Below are 16,396 nucleotides of genomic sequence, written 5' to 3' on the forward strand. Positions count from 1 at the left end.
TTGCGGTTTGTCCAGGTAAACGAAACCGATGGTTCCACACCTCACCACCGCGCTGACCGGTCCGCTGCTCGACCTCGAGCGCCGCATCCTCGACAACGGCACCACCGTCGAGCGCTGGCTGCGCACCCAGTGGCTGGAGCACACGCCGCCGTTCTACAGCTCGGTCGACCTGCGCAATGCCGGCTTCAAGCTCGCACCCGTCGACACCAACCTCTTCCCCGGCGGCTTCAACAATCTCAATCCGGCCTTTCTGCCCTTGTGCGTGCAGGCCGCGATGTCGGCCATCGAGAAGATCTGCCCGGAGGCAAGGAACCTGCTGCTGATTCCCGAGAACCACACGCGCAACCAGTTCTACCTGATGAACGTCGTGCGCCTGGCGACCATCCTCGGCCACACCGGGCTCAACGTGCGCGTCGGCAGCCTCTTGCCGGAGATCACCGCGCCCACCACGCTCGACCTGCCCGACGGCCACACGCTGGTGCTGGAGCCGTTGAAGCGCATCGGCACCGAGGGCCGCCGGCTCGGACTCGATGACTTCGATCCATGCGCCATCCTGCTCAACAATGACCTTTCCGGCGGCGTGCCGAACATCCTGGAGAATACCAACGAGCAGTTCCTGATCCCGCCGCTGTGGGCCGGTTGGCACGTGCGCCGCAAGTCGAAGCATTTCGCCGCCTACCAGGACGTCGCGATCGCCTTCGCCAATGAACTGGGCATCGACCCGTGGCTGATCAATTCCGAGTTCGAGACCTGCGGCAGGGTGAACTTCCACGAGCGCTCCGGCGAGGAATGCCTCGCCGCCAACATCGACACGCTGCTCTACCGGATGCGTGCCAAATACAAGGAATACGGCATCCAGTCCGAGCCCTTCGTCATCGTCAAGGCCGATGCCGGCACTTATGGCATGGGCATCATGACGGTGAAGGATGCCAGCGAGGTCAGGAACCTCAACCGCAAGCAGCGCAACAAGATGGCCGTGGTCAAGGAAGGCATGCAGGTCACCGAGGTCATCATCCAGGAAGGCGTGCCGACCTTCGAGCGCGTTGACGAGGGCACCGCCGAGCCGGTGGTTTACATGATCGACCGTTATGTCGTCGGTGGCTTCTACCGTGTCAATACCGCGCGCGGCATCGACGAGAACCTCAACGCGCCGGGCATGACCTTCAAGCCGCTGGCCTTCGAGACCGGCTGCACGCTGCCCGACGCCCAGCTCGCGCCCGACGCGCCGCCCAACCGTTTCTATGCCTACGGCGTGATCGCGCGTCTGGCCATGCTCGCCGCCGCGCTCGAACTCGAGCGCGCCGCACCGACGGAGTAGGTCGTGAAGTTCGCCTTCATCCTCGATCCGCTGGAAGGCCTCAAGGCCTACAAGGACTCCAGCATCGCGATGATGCGCTGCGCAACGAAGCGCGGCCACGAGACATGGGTCATCCAGCGCGCGGCGCTGACCTGGCGCGATGGCAGCGTAGCCGCTCGCGCGCAGCGCCTGGAAGTCGGCGCTGATGACACGGCGTGGTACTCCGTCGCCGAAGAATCGGTGCTGCCGCTCACCGCCTACGACGCCGTGCTGATGCGCCAGGACCCGCCCTTCGATTTCGAGTACGTTGCCGCCACCTGGCTGCTGGAACGCGCCGAGGCCGAGGGCGCGCGCATCTGGAACAAGCCGCGCTCGATCCGCGACCACTCCGAGAAGGTCGCCATCGCCGAGTTCCCGCGGTACGTGCCGACCACGCTGATCGCGCGCGACCCGGCCGACATCCATGCCTTCATCGACGAACTGGAAGACGTCATCCTCAAGCCGCTTGACGGCATGGGCGGCAGCAGCATTTTTCGCGTCACGCGGACGGATTCCAATCGCAACGTCATCGTCGAAACGCTGACCGGCTTCGGCGCGCGCAGCATCATGGCCCAACGCTACCTGCCGGCCATCAGCCACGGCGACAAGCGCATCCTGCTGATCGCCGGCGAGCCGGTGCCCTATTGCCTGGCGCGCATCCCCAAGGCCGGCGAATCGCGCGGCAACCTCGCCGCCGGCGGCAAGGGCGTGGCGCGCCCGCTGATGGGGCGCGACCGCGAGATCGCCGAGGCGCTGGCGCCGATCCTCTGGGCGCGCGGATTGCTGATCGTCGGACTCGACGTGATCGGCGACAGCCTGACCGAGATCAACGTCACCAGTCCCACCTGCTTCGTCGAGATCACCCAGCAAACGCGCTTCGACGTTGCGGCGATGCTGGTCGATGCCCTCGAAAGGGAATGCGCCGCCTCCTGACGCTGCTTGCCGCGACCGTGCTGCTCGCCGCCTGCGGGCAAGCCGAGCCGTGGCGGCAGGAATCCTATGTCTTCGGCACGCGCGTCGATCTGGCGATTGCCGGCATGCCCGAGGCGCGCGCGCGCGCCGCCGCCGAGCGCGTGCTGCGGGATTTCGATTACCTGCACCGCAGCTACCACGCCTGGCAACCATCCGATCTCTTGACCCTTAACGAGGCCATTGCCGCCGGCCGTGGCCACGAGGTATCCGCCGAGTTCGCCGCCTTCATCCGCGAAGCGCAAGTCGCCGCCGCCGCTGGCGACCACCTGTTCGATCCCGGAATCGGTCGCCTGATCGCCTTGTGGGGCTTCCATACCGATGACATCCAGCCGCGCCTGCCCGAGCCGGGCGCCGTGGCGGCGCTGGTGGCGCGGCATCCGTCGATCGCCGACCTGTCCGTAAGCGAGGGGCATTGCCTGGAGTCGCGACGCGGCGAACCGAAGTCACCTGCTTCCGGGCGGGGGGCCGGGGGATGGTGCGTCAAAAGCCGAAGCAATATCGCAGCCATCGACTTCGGCGGCTACCTGAAGGGCGTCGCGCTCGACCGCGCCGCCGCCGCGCTGAAGCAGGACGGCATCGCCAATGCGCTGATCAACATCGGCGGCAACGTCATTGCGCTGGGCAGCCGCGATGGCGCCGGCACGCCCTGGCGCATCGGCATCCAGCATCCGCGCCCGCAGGCCGTCGGCGGTGCGCCGCTGGCCACGCTGGATCTGCGCGACGGCGAGGCCATCGGCACCTCGGGTGACTACCACCGCTTTTTCGAAGTCGGCGGGCGCCGCTATCCGCACCTGCTCGATCCGCGCAGCGGCTTTCCTGCCGAGGGCACGCAGGCGGTGACGGTGCTGATCGTTCCGGGTCCTTCGGTGGGCATGAAGTCCGACGCGCTGTCCAAACCCATCTTCATCGCCGGCCGCGACTGGCGTGCCATGGCGCGAAAGCTCGGCGTCGCCGCGGTGCTGAAAGTCGGCGCTGACGGCACGGCACAGGCGACCCCGGCGATGCAGGCGCGCATCAAGGTCGAAGTTCCGGACCTGAAGCTGGAGGTAGTCCAATGACAGACGACCCCGACAGGGAACGCAACGTGCGCCGCACGGTCGCCATGCGCCGCCATGCGCCGCATCCGTCGCATCGTCGATGCCGATAACCAACTCGAAGCGCAAAAGACGCGCTGGGCACGGCGCATCCTGCTGGCCTTGCTCGCCGCGGTCGCGCTCGCCTTGGCATGGTTCGCCTTCCGATAGAATGCCGCCATGATCGGAATCTTCCTTCTCACCCACAGCACCTACGGCGAAGCGCTGATCCAGTGCGCCTGCCACGTGCTCAACAAGCGGCCGCTGCAGATCGCCCAGCTCGGCGTCGCCGCGCAGGACGATCCGCTCGACGCGCTGCCGCTGGCGCGCGACATGCTGAAGCTGGTGGATACCGGGCAGGGGGTGCTGATCCTTACCGATATCTACGGCGCCTCGCCCTCCAACCTCGCCATGAAGCTGCTCGAACCGGGACGCGTCGAAGGCGTTGCCGGAGTCAATCTGCCCATGTTGCTGCGTGCGCTGACCTACCGCGACAAGGACATGGAAACCCTCGTCACCCGCGCCGTGGCCGGTGGCCGCGACGGCGTGCTCAACATGCTGAAGCACTGATGACGACCTATCCTCCGACCCCTTTTCCTGGAAAAGGGGTGACTAAGGTTCAGCGACTTCGTCGCATCCATCAAATTGGACGCACGCCCCCTTGGGGCGGCCCGGCGGGCGCGTGACATGCCGCGCGCCGAAGCTGAAATCCTCAACAAGCTGGGGCTCCATGCGCGGGCCTCGGCCAAGCTCACCCAGCTCGCAGGCTCCTTTCCCTGCGAGGTCTGGATGGAGCGCGGCAGTCGCCGCATCAACGCCAAGAGCATCATGGGCGTGATGATGCTGGCCGCCGGCAAGGGCTCGACCGTGATCGTCGATACCGAGGGCGAGCGCGCCGACGAGGCAATGCGGCAGATCCTCGACCTGATCGCCGGCAAGTTCGGGGAAGCGGAGTGAGCGGCGGCAGTCGCCGGGGCGCTTGCAGCCAATGACCTTCAGCCTGCACGGTCAGGCGGTATCCGGCGGCATCGCGATCGGCCGTGCCCACCTGGTATCGCATGTGATCCTCGAAGTCGCCCAATACCAGTTGCGCGAGCGCGACGTCGCGGGCGAGCTGGCCCGCTTCGACAAGGCCGTCGAGGTCGCGGGCGCCGAGCTGAACGCGCTGCGCGGCGAAGCCAGCGTCCCCGGTGCGCCTGCCGAGCTGTCGGCCTTCGTCGACCTGCACGCGATGATCCTCGCCGATCCGGCGCTGACCGACGGTGTCCGTGCCCTCATACGCGAACGCCGCTGCAATGCTGAATGGGCCATGGTGCAGCAGATGCAGCAGGTGGTCGACCAGTTCGACGAGTTTGAGGACGCCTACCTGCGAGAACGCAAGCAGGATATCGTCCAGGTGGTCGAGCGCGTGCTCAAGGTGTTGCTGGGCAAGGCACGCAAGCTGGCGCGGCGCAAGGCTGCCGCAATCGACGACGAGCTGATCGTGGTCGCCAACGATCTGTCGCCGGCCGACACGATCCAGTTCAAGAGCCTCAAGATAGACGGCTTCGTGACCGACCTCGGCGGATCGACTTCGCATACGGCGATCGTGGCCCGCAGCCTGGCGATTCCCGCCGTGGTCGGCATGCAACACGCCCGATCGCTGATCCAGGATGACGATCTGCTGATCGTCGATGGCACGCGCGGCGTGCTGATCGTCGATCCCGACCTCGGTGTCCTGCAGGAGTATCGCCTGCGGCGTTCCGCGCTCGCTCTGGAACGCTCCAAGCTCAAGCGCCTGGTCGCGGGACGCTCGCAAACCCTGGACGGGGAGAGTGTCTTCCTCCACGCCAACATCGAATTGCCGCAGGATGCCGAACGCGCCAAGGAAGTCGGTGCCGACGGCGTCGGCCTGTATCGCACCGAGTTCCTCTTCATGAACCGCGACGAACTGCCCGGCGAAGACGAGCAGTTCGAGGCCTATCGCAGCGTGGTGCGGGCCATGGGCGACAAGCCGGTGACGATTCGCACCCTCGACATCGGCGCCGACAAGGAAGCGCGGGCCCTGCGCAATCGGGCCGGCAACCTGGCGGCGCCCAATCCGGCGCTCGGCTTGCGCGCGATCCGTTTCTGCCTCGCCGAGCCCCAGCTTTTCCTGGTGCAGTTGCGCGCAATCCTGCGCGCCTCGCACTATGGCAAGCTGCGCCTGCTTATCCCGATGCTGGCGCATGCCACGGAGATCGAGCAGACCCTGGCGCTGATCGAACTGGCGAAACTGCAGCTGCGTGAAGCGCGGCAAAAGTTCGACGCGGTGGCGATCGGCGGCATGATCGAAATCCCTGCCGCGGCTCTTTCGCTGGGTCCCTTCCTGCGCCGGCTGAACTTCCTTTCCATCGGCACCAACGACCTGATCCAGTACACCCTTGCCATCGACCGCACCGACGGTGCCGTCGCCCACCTCTATGACCCCCTGCACCCGGCGGTGCTCAAGCTGATCGTGCAGACCATCCAGGGCGCGCAGCGAGTAGGCATGCCGGTCGCGGTATGCGGCGAAATGGCCGGCGACCCCAAAATGACCAAGCTGCTGCTAGGCATGGGCCTGCGCGAATTCTCCATGCATCCGGCGCAACTGCTCGAGGTCAAGCAGCAGGTCATGATGTCCGACTCCGCGCAACTCGCGGTACGCGTCGCCAGGCTGCTGAAGTCCGACGAGCCCGACAAGATCAGCGAGCAACTGGACAAGCTCTAGCCCGATTGACAAGCCGCGTGCCACGCGGCATAGTCTGCCTATTGCGCCAATTTGACTCGGCTTGCGGGCGCACTACAAATACGGCTAAGCGAGACGGAAGTCACAACGCCCGGATCGCTTGTCTCACGCGCTCGCGGGCGTTGCTGTTTGCGGACGTCGGAGCGCGGCAATGCGCCGGTTGACGCGCACGTTATATGGAATTTGCATGTCAGGTGTCGGTCTCGTCGCTGCGCAACGCGCGCATTTCAGCCAGCCGCTTCAATTGAAGGGCGGTGGGGTGCTGCCCGCCTTCGACCTGGTCTATGAAACCTACGGCACGCTCAATGCAGCGAAGTCGAACGCGGTCCTTGTCTGCCACGCTCTGTCCGGCCATCACCACGTCGCCGGCCATACCGCCGATAATCCTGCCAACGTCGGGTGGTGGGACAACATCGTCGGGCGCGGACGACCGCTCGACACCGACCGCTTCTTCATCGTCGGCGTGAACAACCTTGGCGGCTGCCACGGCTCCACGGGTCCGGGCAGCCCCAATCCGGCCACCGGCAAGCCGTGGGGCGCGGACTTTCCCGTGGTCACGGTCGAAGACTGGGTGGACTCCCACGCCCGCCTCGCCGACCACCTCGGCATCGACGCCTGGGCTGCCACCATGGGCGGTTCGCTGGGCGGCATGCAGGCCCTGCAATGGGCGCTGTCGTATCCTGAGCGGGTGCGCCACGCCCTCGTCATCGCCGCGACGCCCAAGCTCTCGGCCGAGAACATCGCCTTCAACGATGTCGCGCGCCAGGCCATCCTGACCGATCCCGATTTTCACGGTGGCCACTTCTACGAGCATGGCGTGCGTCCCCTGCGTGGCCTGCGGCTGGCGCGCATGCTCGGCCACATCACCTACCTGTCCGACGACCAGATGGCCGAGAAGTTCGGCCGCCGCCTGCGCACCGGTGCCGGCAGCTACGGCTTCGACGTCGAATTCGAGATCGAGTCCTACCTGCGCTACCAGGGCGACAAGTTTGCCGGCGTGTTCGATGCCAATACCTACCTGCGCATGACCAAGGCGCTCGACTACTTCGATCCGGCACAGGATCACGGCGACGACCTGGCGCGCGCTCTGGCCGGTGCCCGCGCCAAATTCCTGGTGGTCGCCTTCAGCACCGACTGGCGTTTCTCGCCCGAACGCTCACGCGAGATCGTCCATGCCATGGTGCATAACGGGCAGGATGTGGCCTATGCGGAAATCAACAGCGCCCACGGCCATGATTCCTTCCTGATGGACGAACCGCATTACCACGCCGTGGTCGACAGCTTCCTGAAGCGGGTCACGACATGAGCGCCACCATGGAACGAGCGGATTTCGACCTCATCGCCAGCTGGGTGCAGCCCGGCGAGCGCGTACTCGACCTCGGTTGCGGCGATGGTTCCCTGCTGAAGCGCCTGATCGAGGAACGCGGCGCCAAGGGCTACGGTGTGGAACTGGAAGATGCCGAAGTGCTCGCCGCCATTGCCAACGGCATCAACGTGATCCAGGGCAACCTGGAGCAGGGTCTGGCCGGCTTCGATGACCAGACGTTCAACCACGTCGTGCTTTCGCGCACCCTGCAGACCGTGCGCCACACCGAGCGCATCTTGAGCGAAATGCTGCGCGTGGGACGCGAGGCGGTGGTCAGCTTCCCCAACTTCGCCTACTGGAAGAACCGCATGGCCGTGATGGCCGGGCGCATGCCGGTATCGGAAGACCTGCCCTACGAATGGTTCGACACGCCCAACCTGCGCTTCTTCACCCTGCTGGATTTCGAGTCGCTGTGTTCGAAGATGGGCCTGGTCATCCGCGAGCGGCAGGTGCTGGACGACGCTGGCCGGGCCGTCGTCGAGGAGCCGAACTTCCTCGGCAGCCTGGCGGTTTACCGGCTGGGCCGCTGACACCGGCGTAGATCAGTCGGGGGCTTTTACCTCGGTCGCCGGTGGCGGCGCTGCCGGCTCGGGGTTTTCGGTACCCTCTTGAATCGCTGGGCCGCTGGCCTTGCGCAGGCGCTTTTCCTCTTTCTTGGCTTTCTTGGCCAGATCTCGCTGGCGCTTTTCGAACGAATAATTTGGTTTTGCCATCGGGGACCTCGGTCGGGGATAGTGGAAGCGGGTTGTCCCCAATTGTACGGCACCCGCTCATCGAATCGGCGCCGCTACGCATCGTAGGCGAGCAGCACGACGTCCGCCGCCTTGTGCCGCAGGGGGATCAGCGCCTGGTAGGCGGCAGATGCGTGCCAGCCGGCGAGCGCCGTCGCATCGGGAAAGCTGGCGACTACCGCGCCGGCATGTGCGTGCCCGCCGGAGAGCACCGTGGCCAGCGTGCCGCGAAAAATCAGCTCCCCGCCCCAGGGCGCCATCGTTGCCGGCACGCGGCTGCGGTACTCGTCCCATTTCGCCGCGTCCTTCACCGTGATGTGTCCGATCAGGTAGGCCTTGCCCATGTGTCGATCTCCGCCGTGGGTAGTTCTCAGACCAGTTCGCCGCGTACCACCGGGATGACGCCGCCGCCGACGCTGATCTCTCGTCCGGCGCCGGTGCCGCCCGCACGCAGGCGCACCAGCGAGGGCCGGCGTACTTCGTAGCCCTGTTCGATGCGCAGGTCCAGTTTGGTGCGCTCCAGGTAGCCATGGTCCAGCAGCCAGGCGCCGAGGAAGGCCGCACCGTTGCCCGTCGCCGGGTCCTCGCGCACGCCGTGCGCTTCGAAAAAGAAACGGGCGCACAGGTCATTGCCGGCGGCGTGGGTTTCGCGGCAGAACAGGTAGGTCAGCGGCGGGAAGCCTTCTGCCAGCAGCGGCGCATAGGCGGCAAGGTCGAGCCGCGCACGACGTAGCGCATCCAGGCTGTTGAGCGGAACCACCATCGCCGCGGTGCCGGCGCCGAACTGTTGCACCGGCGCCCGGGCGTCGATGTCCGTCGTGGCGAGGCCCAGCGCCGCCGCCATGCGTTCCGCCGCGCAGGTCGGGCCGGCGCTCACCGGCGGTGCCTGGAACCAAAGAGTTTCTTCGCCTGTGGCCTCGGCCTCGAATCTCACCGGCACCTGGCCCACCGGAAGATTTAGCCGCACCGGGCCGGGCTCCTGCGGCGCAAGGTGATGGCGCACTACCCATGCCGTGCCCAGGATCGGGTGGCCGGCGAAGGCGATCTCGCGCGCCGGGGTGAACAGGCGCACGCGGTAGCCGCCATCGGCCTCGGGCTGCGAGCCGACGAATGTCGTTTCCGAGTAGTTGGTCTCCGCCGCCACCAGCTGCATCGTCGCCGTGTCCATGTCGTCTGCGTCGAGCACCACTGCCAGCGGGTTGCCGGCATAGGCATGCGCGGCAAAAACATCGACGATGTGGAACGGTCTTGCCATGATTTTCCTGCCTTGCGGGAGCGATGGCCGGATTCTACCGGCGGGCTGCCTTGGGCACGCTCGCACGCTTGCGCAGAAGTCGGCGCCCCACAGCGACTTCCTTCGGTCGCTGGCGGCACGGCCAAGACCGTGTCGGCGCCGCCTGGCCAACGTGCGCCGGCTAGAATGCGGTTCGCTACATTACGGGATCGAATGGTGACGCACATCCGCCGAATTCAGTCGCACCTCGAACATTGATGCCGCACTGGCTTGCCGCGCTGTTCACCCGGCGCATGCTGATCTGCGTGTTCACCGGATTTTCGTCCGGCCTCCCGCTGTACCTCTTGCTCAATTTGGTTCCGGCCTGGCTGCGCTCGGAGGGAGTGGACCTCAAGACGATCGGCCTCTTCGCACTGATCCAGTTTCCCTACACCTGGAAGTTCCTTTGGTCGCCACTGCTCGACCGCTATGCGCCGCCTCTGGGCCGGCGCCGCGGCTGGATGCTGATTACGCAAATCGGCCTGCTGGCGGCGATCGCCTCGCTCGGGTTGTTCGCGCCGGGCAGCGAGATCGTGCCCATCCTGTGGCTGACGGCCGCGGTGGCGCTGCTCTCGGCGACGCAGGACATCGCGCTTGATGCCTACCGGCGCGAGATCCTGTCCGAGCAGGAGCTGGGCCTCGGCAATTCGGTGCACGTCAATGCCTATCGTATCGCCGGGCTGGTCCCGGGTTCGCTCTCGCTGATCCTGGCCGACCGCTTGCCCTGGCTCCAGGTGTTCGTCATCACGGCGCTATTCATGCTGCCGGGCATGCTGCTGGCCTTGTTCGCGCGCGAGCCGGCGGTGGCCGGCAACGCGCCGAAAACCCTGCGCGACGCGGTGGTGGAGCCTTTTCACGAGTTCATCAACCGTGCCGGGCCCAGGGAGGCGCTGCTGATCCTCGGCTTCATCTTCCTCTACAAGCTGGGCGATTCGATGTGCACCGCGCTGGCGACGCCCTTCTACCTCGACATGGGTTTCGCCAAGTCCGAGATCGGCATCGTCGCCAAGAACGCCGGCTTGTGGCCGGCCGTGATCGGCGGCCTGATCGGCGGGCTGTGGATGGTGAAGCTGGGCATCAACCGCGCGCTGTGGCTGTTCGGCGTGGTGCAGTTGGTGTCGATCTTCGGGTTCGCCTGGCTCGCCTGGATCGGCCGCCACGAGACGGTCGGCGCGCTGGAACTGGCGCAACTGGCGCTGGTGATCGGCTTCGAGGCGCTGGGCGTCGGGTTGGGCACGGCGGCTTTCGTCGCCTTCATCGCGCGCACCACGCATCCGCGCTACACGGCTACGCAGTTCGCGCTGTTCACCAGCCTTGCCGCCGTGCCGCGCACTTTCATCAACGCCACCACGGGGTTCCTCATCGAGCAGCTCGGCTGGTTTCCCTTCTTCATGCTGTGCGCGCTGCTCGCCGTGCCGGGCATGGTGCTGTTGCTCAAGGTGGCGCCCTGGAATCCCGAGCACGAAGCTCCGAAGCCTTGAAGGGGAGCTTGCCGGCGTGACAAATGTCACACTCAGCTGGCATTCGTGGCGGCAATACAACAGGCTTCAAGGAATTTGAGGCAACACTCAACTTTTCATCCGACGCGACGTTATATCCTCGGAGGCGCGCGGTTCCATTCAAGGAGACGGCAATGTTGATGGTGATGGAAATGAGTACTGGCAAGCTTATTGAGGATGAATTCGGAGCGTTCGAGGACGAAGTCCTCAACGCCGAATGGACGCCGGCCAGCCCCGAGCTTCGGCTTGGACTGCAGGAAGTCCAGCATCGCGCGACGACCGCCAAGGACGTCGACGCCGATGCATTCCTCGCCGCGATGTACGTCGCGCAGCGCTAGGCCGCTGATTCCTCCGCCGCCGGCTGGCTCGGCGGTGCGCGGCGCGCTTGTTGGTATCATCGCGCGCTTTCGCCTTCCTGAACCGCACGATGACCTCCCCCGCCGAAACCGCTCTTCCGCTTCCTCGTCGCGCCGATTTCCCGCATTTCCTTGCCATCCCGACGCGCTGGATGGACAACGATGTTTATGGCCACGTCAACAACGTCGTCTATTACAGCTATTTCGATACGGTCATCAACGAATGCCTGATCCGCGAGGGCGGGCTGGATATTCATGACGGAACCGCGATCGGTTACTGCGCCGAATCGCAATGCCGCTACCTGGCGCCGCTGGCCTTTCCGGAAATCATCGACGCCGGCCTGCGCGTGTTGCACCTGGGGAAATCCTCGGTGCGCTACGAGATTGCCCTGTTCCCGCAGGGCGACACCGCACCGGCCGCCGTCGGCTGGTTCGTCCATGTTTTCGTCGCCCGCGCCGACGATAAGCCGACACCGATTCCGCCTGGCATCCGCGCTTGCCTTGAGCGCCTGAAGCGCTGAGGCTTCAGGCGGTGACCAGGCGCACGCGGCTGGACTGCAGCGCCTGCACCACGGCTTGGTCCCGGATTCCCAGGTGCAGGCAGTTTCCGGCGCCGAGGATGTAGTCTTCGGGATCGCCGTCGCGCGTTACCCATAGCTCACCTTCCAGGCAGACCAGCGTGGCGTCGATCGCGGGGAGGACCAACATTTCTCCCTTGGCGAGTCGCCGGCGGCCAAGTTGATGCATTCCGTCCTGGAATTCTGTAGCATGACCGTCGCGGATGCCGGATTGACCTCCGCGCATGGCGCGGGCTCGCTGCGAGCGGCTGATGTAAACCAGGGAGGCAATCGGTATGGCTTGTGCGGACATGATGTTTGGCTCCGTGTGGGATTGGAATGAGCCCAGTATCGGCAGCAACGAAAGCCCTGACCAGCGAAATCGCGGCCTGGAATTCATGAGTCATTGGAATGGATGACAAGCTGCCGCCGCTCGACGCACTACGCGCCTTCGAGGCTGCGGCGCGCCATCTGAGCTTTACTCGCGCTGCCCAGCAGCTTTTCATCACCCAGTCGGCGGTGAGCAAGCAGGTGCATGCGCTGGAGTCGGCGCTGGCGGTACGCCTGTTCGAGCGCAAGACACGCGCCCTGCTGCTGACAGCCGCCGGTGAGCGGCTGCAGCGCGCCGTTGCCGCGGCTTTCGCCGAACTGCGCGCGGCGAGCGCCGATTTGCGTGGTGGCGACGAACCGACGGTGACGCTGGCGACGACGCAGGCCTTTGCCAGTTTCTGGCTGATCCCGCGCCTGGCTCATTTCCGCCGCAGCCATCCCGGCATCGACATCCGCATCTCGGCCGATACTCGGCTGGTCGACCTCGACCGCGGACGCTTCGACGCTGCCGTGCGCTACCTTCAGGACCGCAACGCGCCGGCCACCGCGTTGCGCCTGTTTGGCGATACGGTGCTGCCGGTGGCGAGTCCGGCCCTGCTGAAAAGCGCCGGCCCGCTGGCGAAGCCTGCGGACCTGGCGCGCCATGTCCTGCTGACCTATGAGGACGGGGAACAGCGGCGTCCCTGGCTTTCGTGGCCGGCCTGGCTGGAAATGGCGGGCGTCGCCGACCTGCGTCCGGCCGGCAGCGTCGCTTTCAACCAGTACGAACCCACCATTCGGGCCGCACTTGATGGCCAGGGCGTGGCGCTGGCTACCCTGGCGCTGGTCGCTGACCTGTTGCGCGACGGCAAGCTGGTCGCACCGCTACCGCAGCGTTTTTCCAACCCGCGCGCCTATTATTTTCTGCTCGCCGAACGCGCCGCCGCGAACCCGGCGGTCGAGGCGTTCCGGGTCTGGCTGGCGTGTCAGGTCGAATCCTGCTCCGCTGCCGACGGTATACTGTCGGCAGCCTGATCCGACCTCGCTAAGGAGCACCGATTGACTTCGCCACATGTACTGATTGCAGTTGGTCTTGCCGCGCTGGCGCTACCCGCCGCTGGCGCGAGCGTGTCCTGTCCCGACCTGGCGCAGGCGGCGCAAATCGCCGCCTGCCCAGCCGAGGAAGAACTTCGCTACACCTTCGACGGTTTTTGCGCCAGCGATGCCCGGGCCTACAAGGGCGATACCGACGTCTGCACCGACTATCAGAGTTACCGCAGGCTGAAGAACGTGGCGTTGTGGGAGTCCGTCGACGGTGCCTTCAGCGCCTATGTGTCCTGTGATCGTTCGCCGGCCGAGGTCAAGGCGGCCAGAGTGTCGTCGCTGCGCCTCGCCAGGCAGGGGAAAATCAACCTCGTGATCTGCGGCTACGGAGAGGGACTCAATTTCACGCTGCGCACCCGTGCAGAATGCCGGCTGGATGGCGGCGGCGTGATGTGTGCGACAGATGCAGCAGCCTGCAAGGCAACTTGCGACTGACGGTGCGGAGAAGGGCATGCCTACCCCGAAAGACAGCAAGGCGACACCCGAAGCGAAACCGCCCGCCGACCCGCCGCCGCAGTCCGTATGCCTGCGTTGTGGCACGCCCGGCCCCGTCGGCGGCGACGGCTTTTGCGACAAATGCGAAAAGGCGCTGGAGCAGGCCTGCCTCTGACGCCGCGCCTACTTGATGGCGGGCTCGCCCGCTGACGTGGCCGGGTCAGCGCCTCCGGTCTTGCAGCCAGTGACCGGCGATGTAGACCGGTCGGTGAGCGTCGCGGCATTTTCCGCGAGTTGCAGCACCATGGTGCCCTTGCCGTAACGCGTGCCCTCGGAACCGACCCGGTCGAGCCGCAGTTCGCGCTCGGGCAGGATCAGCCAGACCGCGTCGCCGCCGTCCAGCCTGCGCACGTAGATGCGCTTGCCGCCGGCACACTGGTATTCGGTGGCGTTGGCCGGGGCGCGGGAACGCTCCGGGACGCCTGTGTCGCCGCCAAAGGGCCAGACCTTGACCGCCATTTCGCCGCAGCCGGAGAGCAGCGCGACAGCGGCGAACGTGGCGAGCCGTACGAGGTTTGATTGCAGGGGCATGCGGGGCTCCTTTTCAGGCCGGCATGGTGCCACAAATCGGCGCCGCGCCAACTGTCGCGCGGCAAAGTTCCCTGTGGCAGGCCTTTACAGTCCGAGCGCGGTGGCGATTTCCCGTCGTGCTTCGTCGATTGCCCGTTCCAGGCCGCGCAACTCCGGAACGCCGGCGGGCGGGTCGTTCAACGCGGTTTCCAGCGCCGAGGCCCTGAGTTGGAGTTCGTTCAGCCCCAGCGTGCCGGCCCGGCTCTTGAAGGTATGGGCCATCCGGGAGGCGAGCTCGGTCCGCCCGGCCGCCATGGCGCGACGGATTTCCGGTGCCACGGACGGACTTTCCTCCACGAATTTCGTCAGCCAGTAGCGATAGCGCTGCTCGTCGCCGAAAAAGCGGGTGAGCGCCGCCGCCGTGTCCACGCCGCGTATCGCCGGCAGCGTGGGCCGTACCGGCGTGGGTGCGGGCGCGGGTTCGGCTGGCGCAGGGGTTCCCGCCGCCCGGTGTTCGGGCAGCCATTTGGCCAGCATCCGGTAAAAGTCGTTGGCATCAAAGGGCTTGCAGACGTGGTCGTTCATCCCGGCGTCGGTGCTGATGCGCTTCTCGTGGGCGAGGACGTGCGCTGTCATGGCAACAATCGGCAAGCGGTCGAAGCCGGGCCAGGTGCGTATCAGGCGTGTGGCCGACAGGCCGTCGAGGACCGGCATCTGGATGTCCATCAGCACCAGGTCGAAACGGCCCGCGTCGGATTCGCCGAGGATTTCGACCGCTTCCTGGCCGTTGCATGCGGTGCGCGGCGCGATGCCGACGGCTTGCAGCAGCTCAACGGCGATTTCCATGTTCATTGCATCGTCTTCGACGACCAGCACGCTTGCTTGCGCGACATGCAGATCCGGCGGTGAGATAGCCTGGCCAGGTTCGTCTTCAGGCGGGTCGGAGTCCATACCGAGGCCAAGCCGGATGGCAAGGCAAAAGTTGCTGCCGACGCCCTCCCGGCTGTCGACGTCTATCCTGCCATCCATCATTTCCGCGAGGTGCTGGCTGAGCGCAAGGCCAAGGCCGGTGCCGCCGAATTTCCGCGTCATCGAGACGTCGGTTTGCGCGAAGGGCTGGAACAGGCCACCGATGTCGGCGGCCCGGATGCCGACGCCGGTGTCGGCGACGCTCATGACGAGGCGTATCGAATCCGCCGCCCGCGTCTGGGTGGAAACGTGGACGTCAACCCGGCCTGTCGGAGTGAATTTAATGGCGTTGCCGATCAGGTTGAGCAGGATCTGCTCGATCCGCAGGGGATCACCCGCCAGGCGGTCGGGAACATCGTCGTCAATGCTGAATTCCAGCAGGAGCCCCTTGGACTCCGCCTTGTTCGCCATCAGGCCTTCGGCATGCCGGATCATGCTGCGCAGGCTGAAGGGAATTGTCTCGATCTCCATGCGTCCGGCGACGATCTTCGACAGGTCGAGCAGGTCGTTGATGATCCGCGACAGGTGCTTGCCGGCCTTGCCGATCTTCTCGAGGTAGTCGCGCTGCGCCGGGTTCTCGCAGCGACCGAGGGCCAGCGCCGACAAGCCGATGACAGCGCCCAGCGGGGTGCGCAGTTCGTGGCTGACGTTGGCGACGAAGGCGTCCTTTGCCTTGTCGGCGATTTGTGCCGCTTCCAGCGCGCTGGTCAGCTGAACGGTACGTTCCCGCACCAGTTGTTCCAGCCGTACCTGCTGTTCCTGAAGGTGTCTTTCGGCGAGCTTGTGCTTCCCGATGTCGCGCATTGCCGCGCCCAGCGCGGCCCGCTTTGTCTGGCGCACGCCCATCCGGCGCAAGGCGTGGGCGCCGAGGTAGGCGGCCTGTCTTGCGGCCCGCGGGCTTCCCTTGGGTACTTGCCGCGACAGGGGGAGGGCTTTTCGAGTAGCCGGGATTCTGGGTGCCATTGCTCGATGTCTGGGTATTGTCGGTGGAGCCTCACGCCGCTGAACGCGTTCGGCGGCGTACCGCGCATCGTTTCCCGCCAACAAATCCGGCGCGTGCGATGGAATTCGCGGCAGTCCGCCAACCCGAGCCTAGGCCA

The 16,396-nt window shown here is 65.9% G+C and carries 21 protein-coding genes; 15 read left to right on the forward strand and 6 right to left on the reverse strand.

From position 1 onward, the window contains the following. Window positions 1-28: 28 nt before the first annotated feature. From gshA to metW, 9 genes are all read left to right on the forward strand, one after another. Window positions 29-1,318, forward strand: coding sequence for a glutamate--cysteine ligase (gshA, locus tag J0M27_RS11175; RefSeq protein ID WP_294991327.1), 1,290 nt, complete (start codon window positions 29-31; stop codon window positions 1,316-1,318). A gap of 3 nt (window positions 1,319-1,321) precedes the next feature. Next, entirely contained in the window at window positions 1,322-2,269 is a 948-nt protein-coding gene (gene gshB / locus J0M27_RS11180) for a glutathione synthase (protein ID WP_294991329.1), read from the forward strand. Continuing rightward, window positions 2,254-3,366: an FAD:protein FMN transferase gene (locus J0M27_RS11185; RefSeq protein ID WP_294991330.1), complete on the forward strand. Its 1,113-nt coding sequence runs from the start codon at window positions 2,254-2,256 to the stop codon at window positions 3,364-3,366. The genes gshB and J0M27_RS11185 overlap by 16 nt, the downstream gene beginning before the upstream one ends. Window positions 3,367-3,420: 54 nt before the next feature. Next, window positions 3,421-3,552 (forward strand): hypothetical protein, encoded by a 132-nt coding sequence (locus J0M27_RS11190; RefSeq protein WP_294991332.1) that lies wholly within the window; start codon window positions 3,421-3,423, stop codon window positions 3,550-3,552. A gap of 9 nt (window positions 3,553-3,561) precedes the next feature. Then, a complete protein-coding gene (locus J0M27_RS11195) occupies window positions 3,562-3,951 on the forward strand; it encodes a PTS fructose transporter subunit IIA (protein WP_294991334.1) in 390 nt (129 codons plus the stop codon). Window positions 3,952-4,068: 117 nt separating this feature from the next. Beyond that, a complete protein-coding gene (locus tag J0M27_RS11200) occupies window positions 4,069-4,338 on the forward strand; it encodes an HPr family phosphocarrier protein (RefSeq protein ID WP_294991336.1) in 270 nt (89 codons plus the stop codon). A 31-nt stretch (window positions 4,339-4,369) separates the two neighbouring features. Then, complete coding sequence (gene ptsP / locus J0M27_RS11205) at window positions 4,370-6,109, forward strand: phosphoenolpyruvate--protein phosphotransferase (RefSeq protein ID WP_294991339.1); 1,740 nt, start codon at window positions 4,370-4,372, stop codon at window positions 6,107-6,109. Window positions 6,110-6,314: 205 nt separating this feature from the next. Beyond that, complete coding sequence (locus J0M27_RS11210; protein WP_294991342.1) at window positions 6,315-7,433, forward strand: homoserine O-acetyltransferase; 1,119 nt, start codon at window positions 6,315-6,317, stop codon at window positions 7,431-7,433. Further along, on the forward strand, window positions 7,430-8,023 hold the full coding sequence (gene metW, locus J0M27_RS11215) for a methionine biosynthesis protein MetW (protein WP_294991344.1): 594 nt from the start codon (window positions 7,430-7,432) through the stop codon (window positions 8,021-8,023). The genes J0M27_RS11210 and metW overlap by 4 nt, the downstream gene beginning before the upstream one ends. 12 nt (window positions 8,024-8,035) lie before the next feature. On the opposite strand, the gene J0M27_RS11220 is transcribed toward metW, so the two are convergent. The 3 genes from J0M27_RS11220 to J0M27_RS11230 form a co-directional block, all read right to left on the reverse strand. Continuing rightward, window positions 8,036-8,206: a hypothetical protein gene (locus J0M27_RS11220; RefSeq protein ID WP_294991347.1), complete on the reverse strand. Its 171-nt coding sequence runs from the start codon at window positions 8,204-8,206 to the stop codon at window positions 8,036-8,038. Window positions 8,207-8,280: 74 nt separating this feature from the next. Continuing rightward, window positions 8,281-8,568 carry a DUF1330 domain-containing protein gene (locus J0M27_RS11225; RefSeq protein WP_294991349.1) on the reverse strand — a complete coding sequence of 96 codons (288 nt, stop codon included), beginning with the start codon at window positions 8,566-8,568 and terminating at the stop codon, window positions 8,281-8,283. Window positions 8,569-8,594: 26 nt separating this feature from the next. After that, window positions 8,595-9,479, reverse strand: coding sequence for a PhzF family phenazine biosynthesis protein (locus J0M27_RS11230; protein ID WP_294991352.1), 885 nt, complete (start codon window positions 9,477-9,479; stop codon window positions 8,595-8,597). A gap of 236 nt (window positions 9,480-9,715) precedes the next feature. Between J0M27_RS11230 and J0M27_RS11235 the strand changes: the two genes are divergently transcribed. The 3 genes from J0M27_RS11235 (at window position 9,716) to J0M27_RS11245 (ending at window position 11,873) form a co-directional block, all read left to right on the forward strand. Beyond that, window positions 9,716-10,978, forward strand: coding sequence for an AmpG family muropeptide MFS transporter (locus J0M27_RS11235; RefSeq protein WP_294991355.1), 1,263 nt, complete (start codon window positions 9,716-9,718; stop codon window positions 10,976-10,978). Between the two features lie 152 nt (window positions 10,979-11,130). Then, on the forward strand, window positions 11,131-11,334 hold the full coding sequence (locus J0M27_RS11240; protein ID WP_294991358.1) for a hypothetical protein: 204 nt from the start codon (window positions 11,131-11,133) through the stop codon (window positions 11,332-11,334). Window positions 11,335-11,423: 89 nt separating this feature from the next. Next, the gene (locus J0M27_RS11245) at window positions 11,424-11,873 is read left to right on the forward strand and encodes a thioesterase family protein (RefSeq protein WP_294991361.1); all 450 of its coding nucleotides are present in this window, start codon (window positions 11,424-11,426) and stop codon (window positions 11,871-11,873) included. Between the two features lie 4 nt (window positions 11,874-11,877). Here J0M27_RS11245 and J0M27_RS21385 read toward each other — a convergent pair whose 3' ends face one another. Then, window positions 11,878-12,309: a DUF2917 domain-containing protein gene (locus J0M27_RS21385; RefSeq protein WP_365962614.1), complete on the reverse strand. Its 432-nt coding sequence runs from the start codon at window positions 12,307-12,309 to the stop codon at window positions 11,878-11,880. Window positions 12,310-12,320: 11 nt separating this feature from the next. On the opposite strand from J0M27_RS21385, the gene J0M27_RS11255 reads away from it, so the two are divergent. Genes J0M27_RS11255 through J0M27_RS11265 form a run of 3 tightly spaced genes read left to right on the forward strand, consistent with a single transcriptional unit; the run spans window position 12,321 to window position 13,932 of the window. Further along, window positions 12,321-13,253: a LysR substrate-binding domain-containing protein gene (locus tag J0M27_RS11255; protein WP_294991363.1), complete on the forward strand. Its 933-nt coding sequence runs from the start codon at window positions 12,321-12,323 to the stop codon at window positions 13,251-13,253. A gap of 24 nt (window positions 13,254-13,277) precedes the next feature. Then, entirely contained in the window at window positions 13,278-13,757 is a 480-nt protein-coding gene (locus J0M27_RS11260) for a hypothetical protein (RefSeq protein ID WP_294991366.1), read from the forward strand. A 16-nt stretch (window positions 13,758-13,773) separates the two neighbouring features. After that, entirely contained in the window at window positions 13,774-13,932 is a 159-nt protein-coding gene (locus J0M27_RS11265; RefSeq protein WP_294991369.1) for a hypothetical protein, read from the forward strand. Window positions 13,933-13,940: 8 nt separating this feature from the next. Here J0M27_RS11265 and J0M27_RS11270 read toward each other — a convergent pair whose 3' ends face one another. Beyond that, complete coding sequence (locus J0M27_RS11270; RefSeq protein ID WP_294991372.1) at window positions 13,941-14,348, reverse strand: hypothetical protein; 408 nt, start codon at window positions 14,346-14,348, stop codon at window positions 13,941-13,943. Window positions 14,349-14,432: 84 nt separating this feature from the next. Further along, window positions 14,433-16,259, reverse strand: a complete 1,827-nt coding sequence (locus tag J0M27_RS11275; protein ID WP_294991375.1) for a hybrid sensor histidine kinase/response regulator — start codon at window positions 16,257-16,259, stop codon at window positions 14,433-14,435. Window positions 16,260-16,396: the final 137 nt, after the last annotated feature.

It is taken from the genome of Sulfuritalea sp., assembly GCF_017302275.1.
Classification (GTDB): Bacteria; Pseudomonadota; Gammaproteobacteria; order Burkholderiales; family Rhodocyclaceae; genus Sulfuritalea.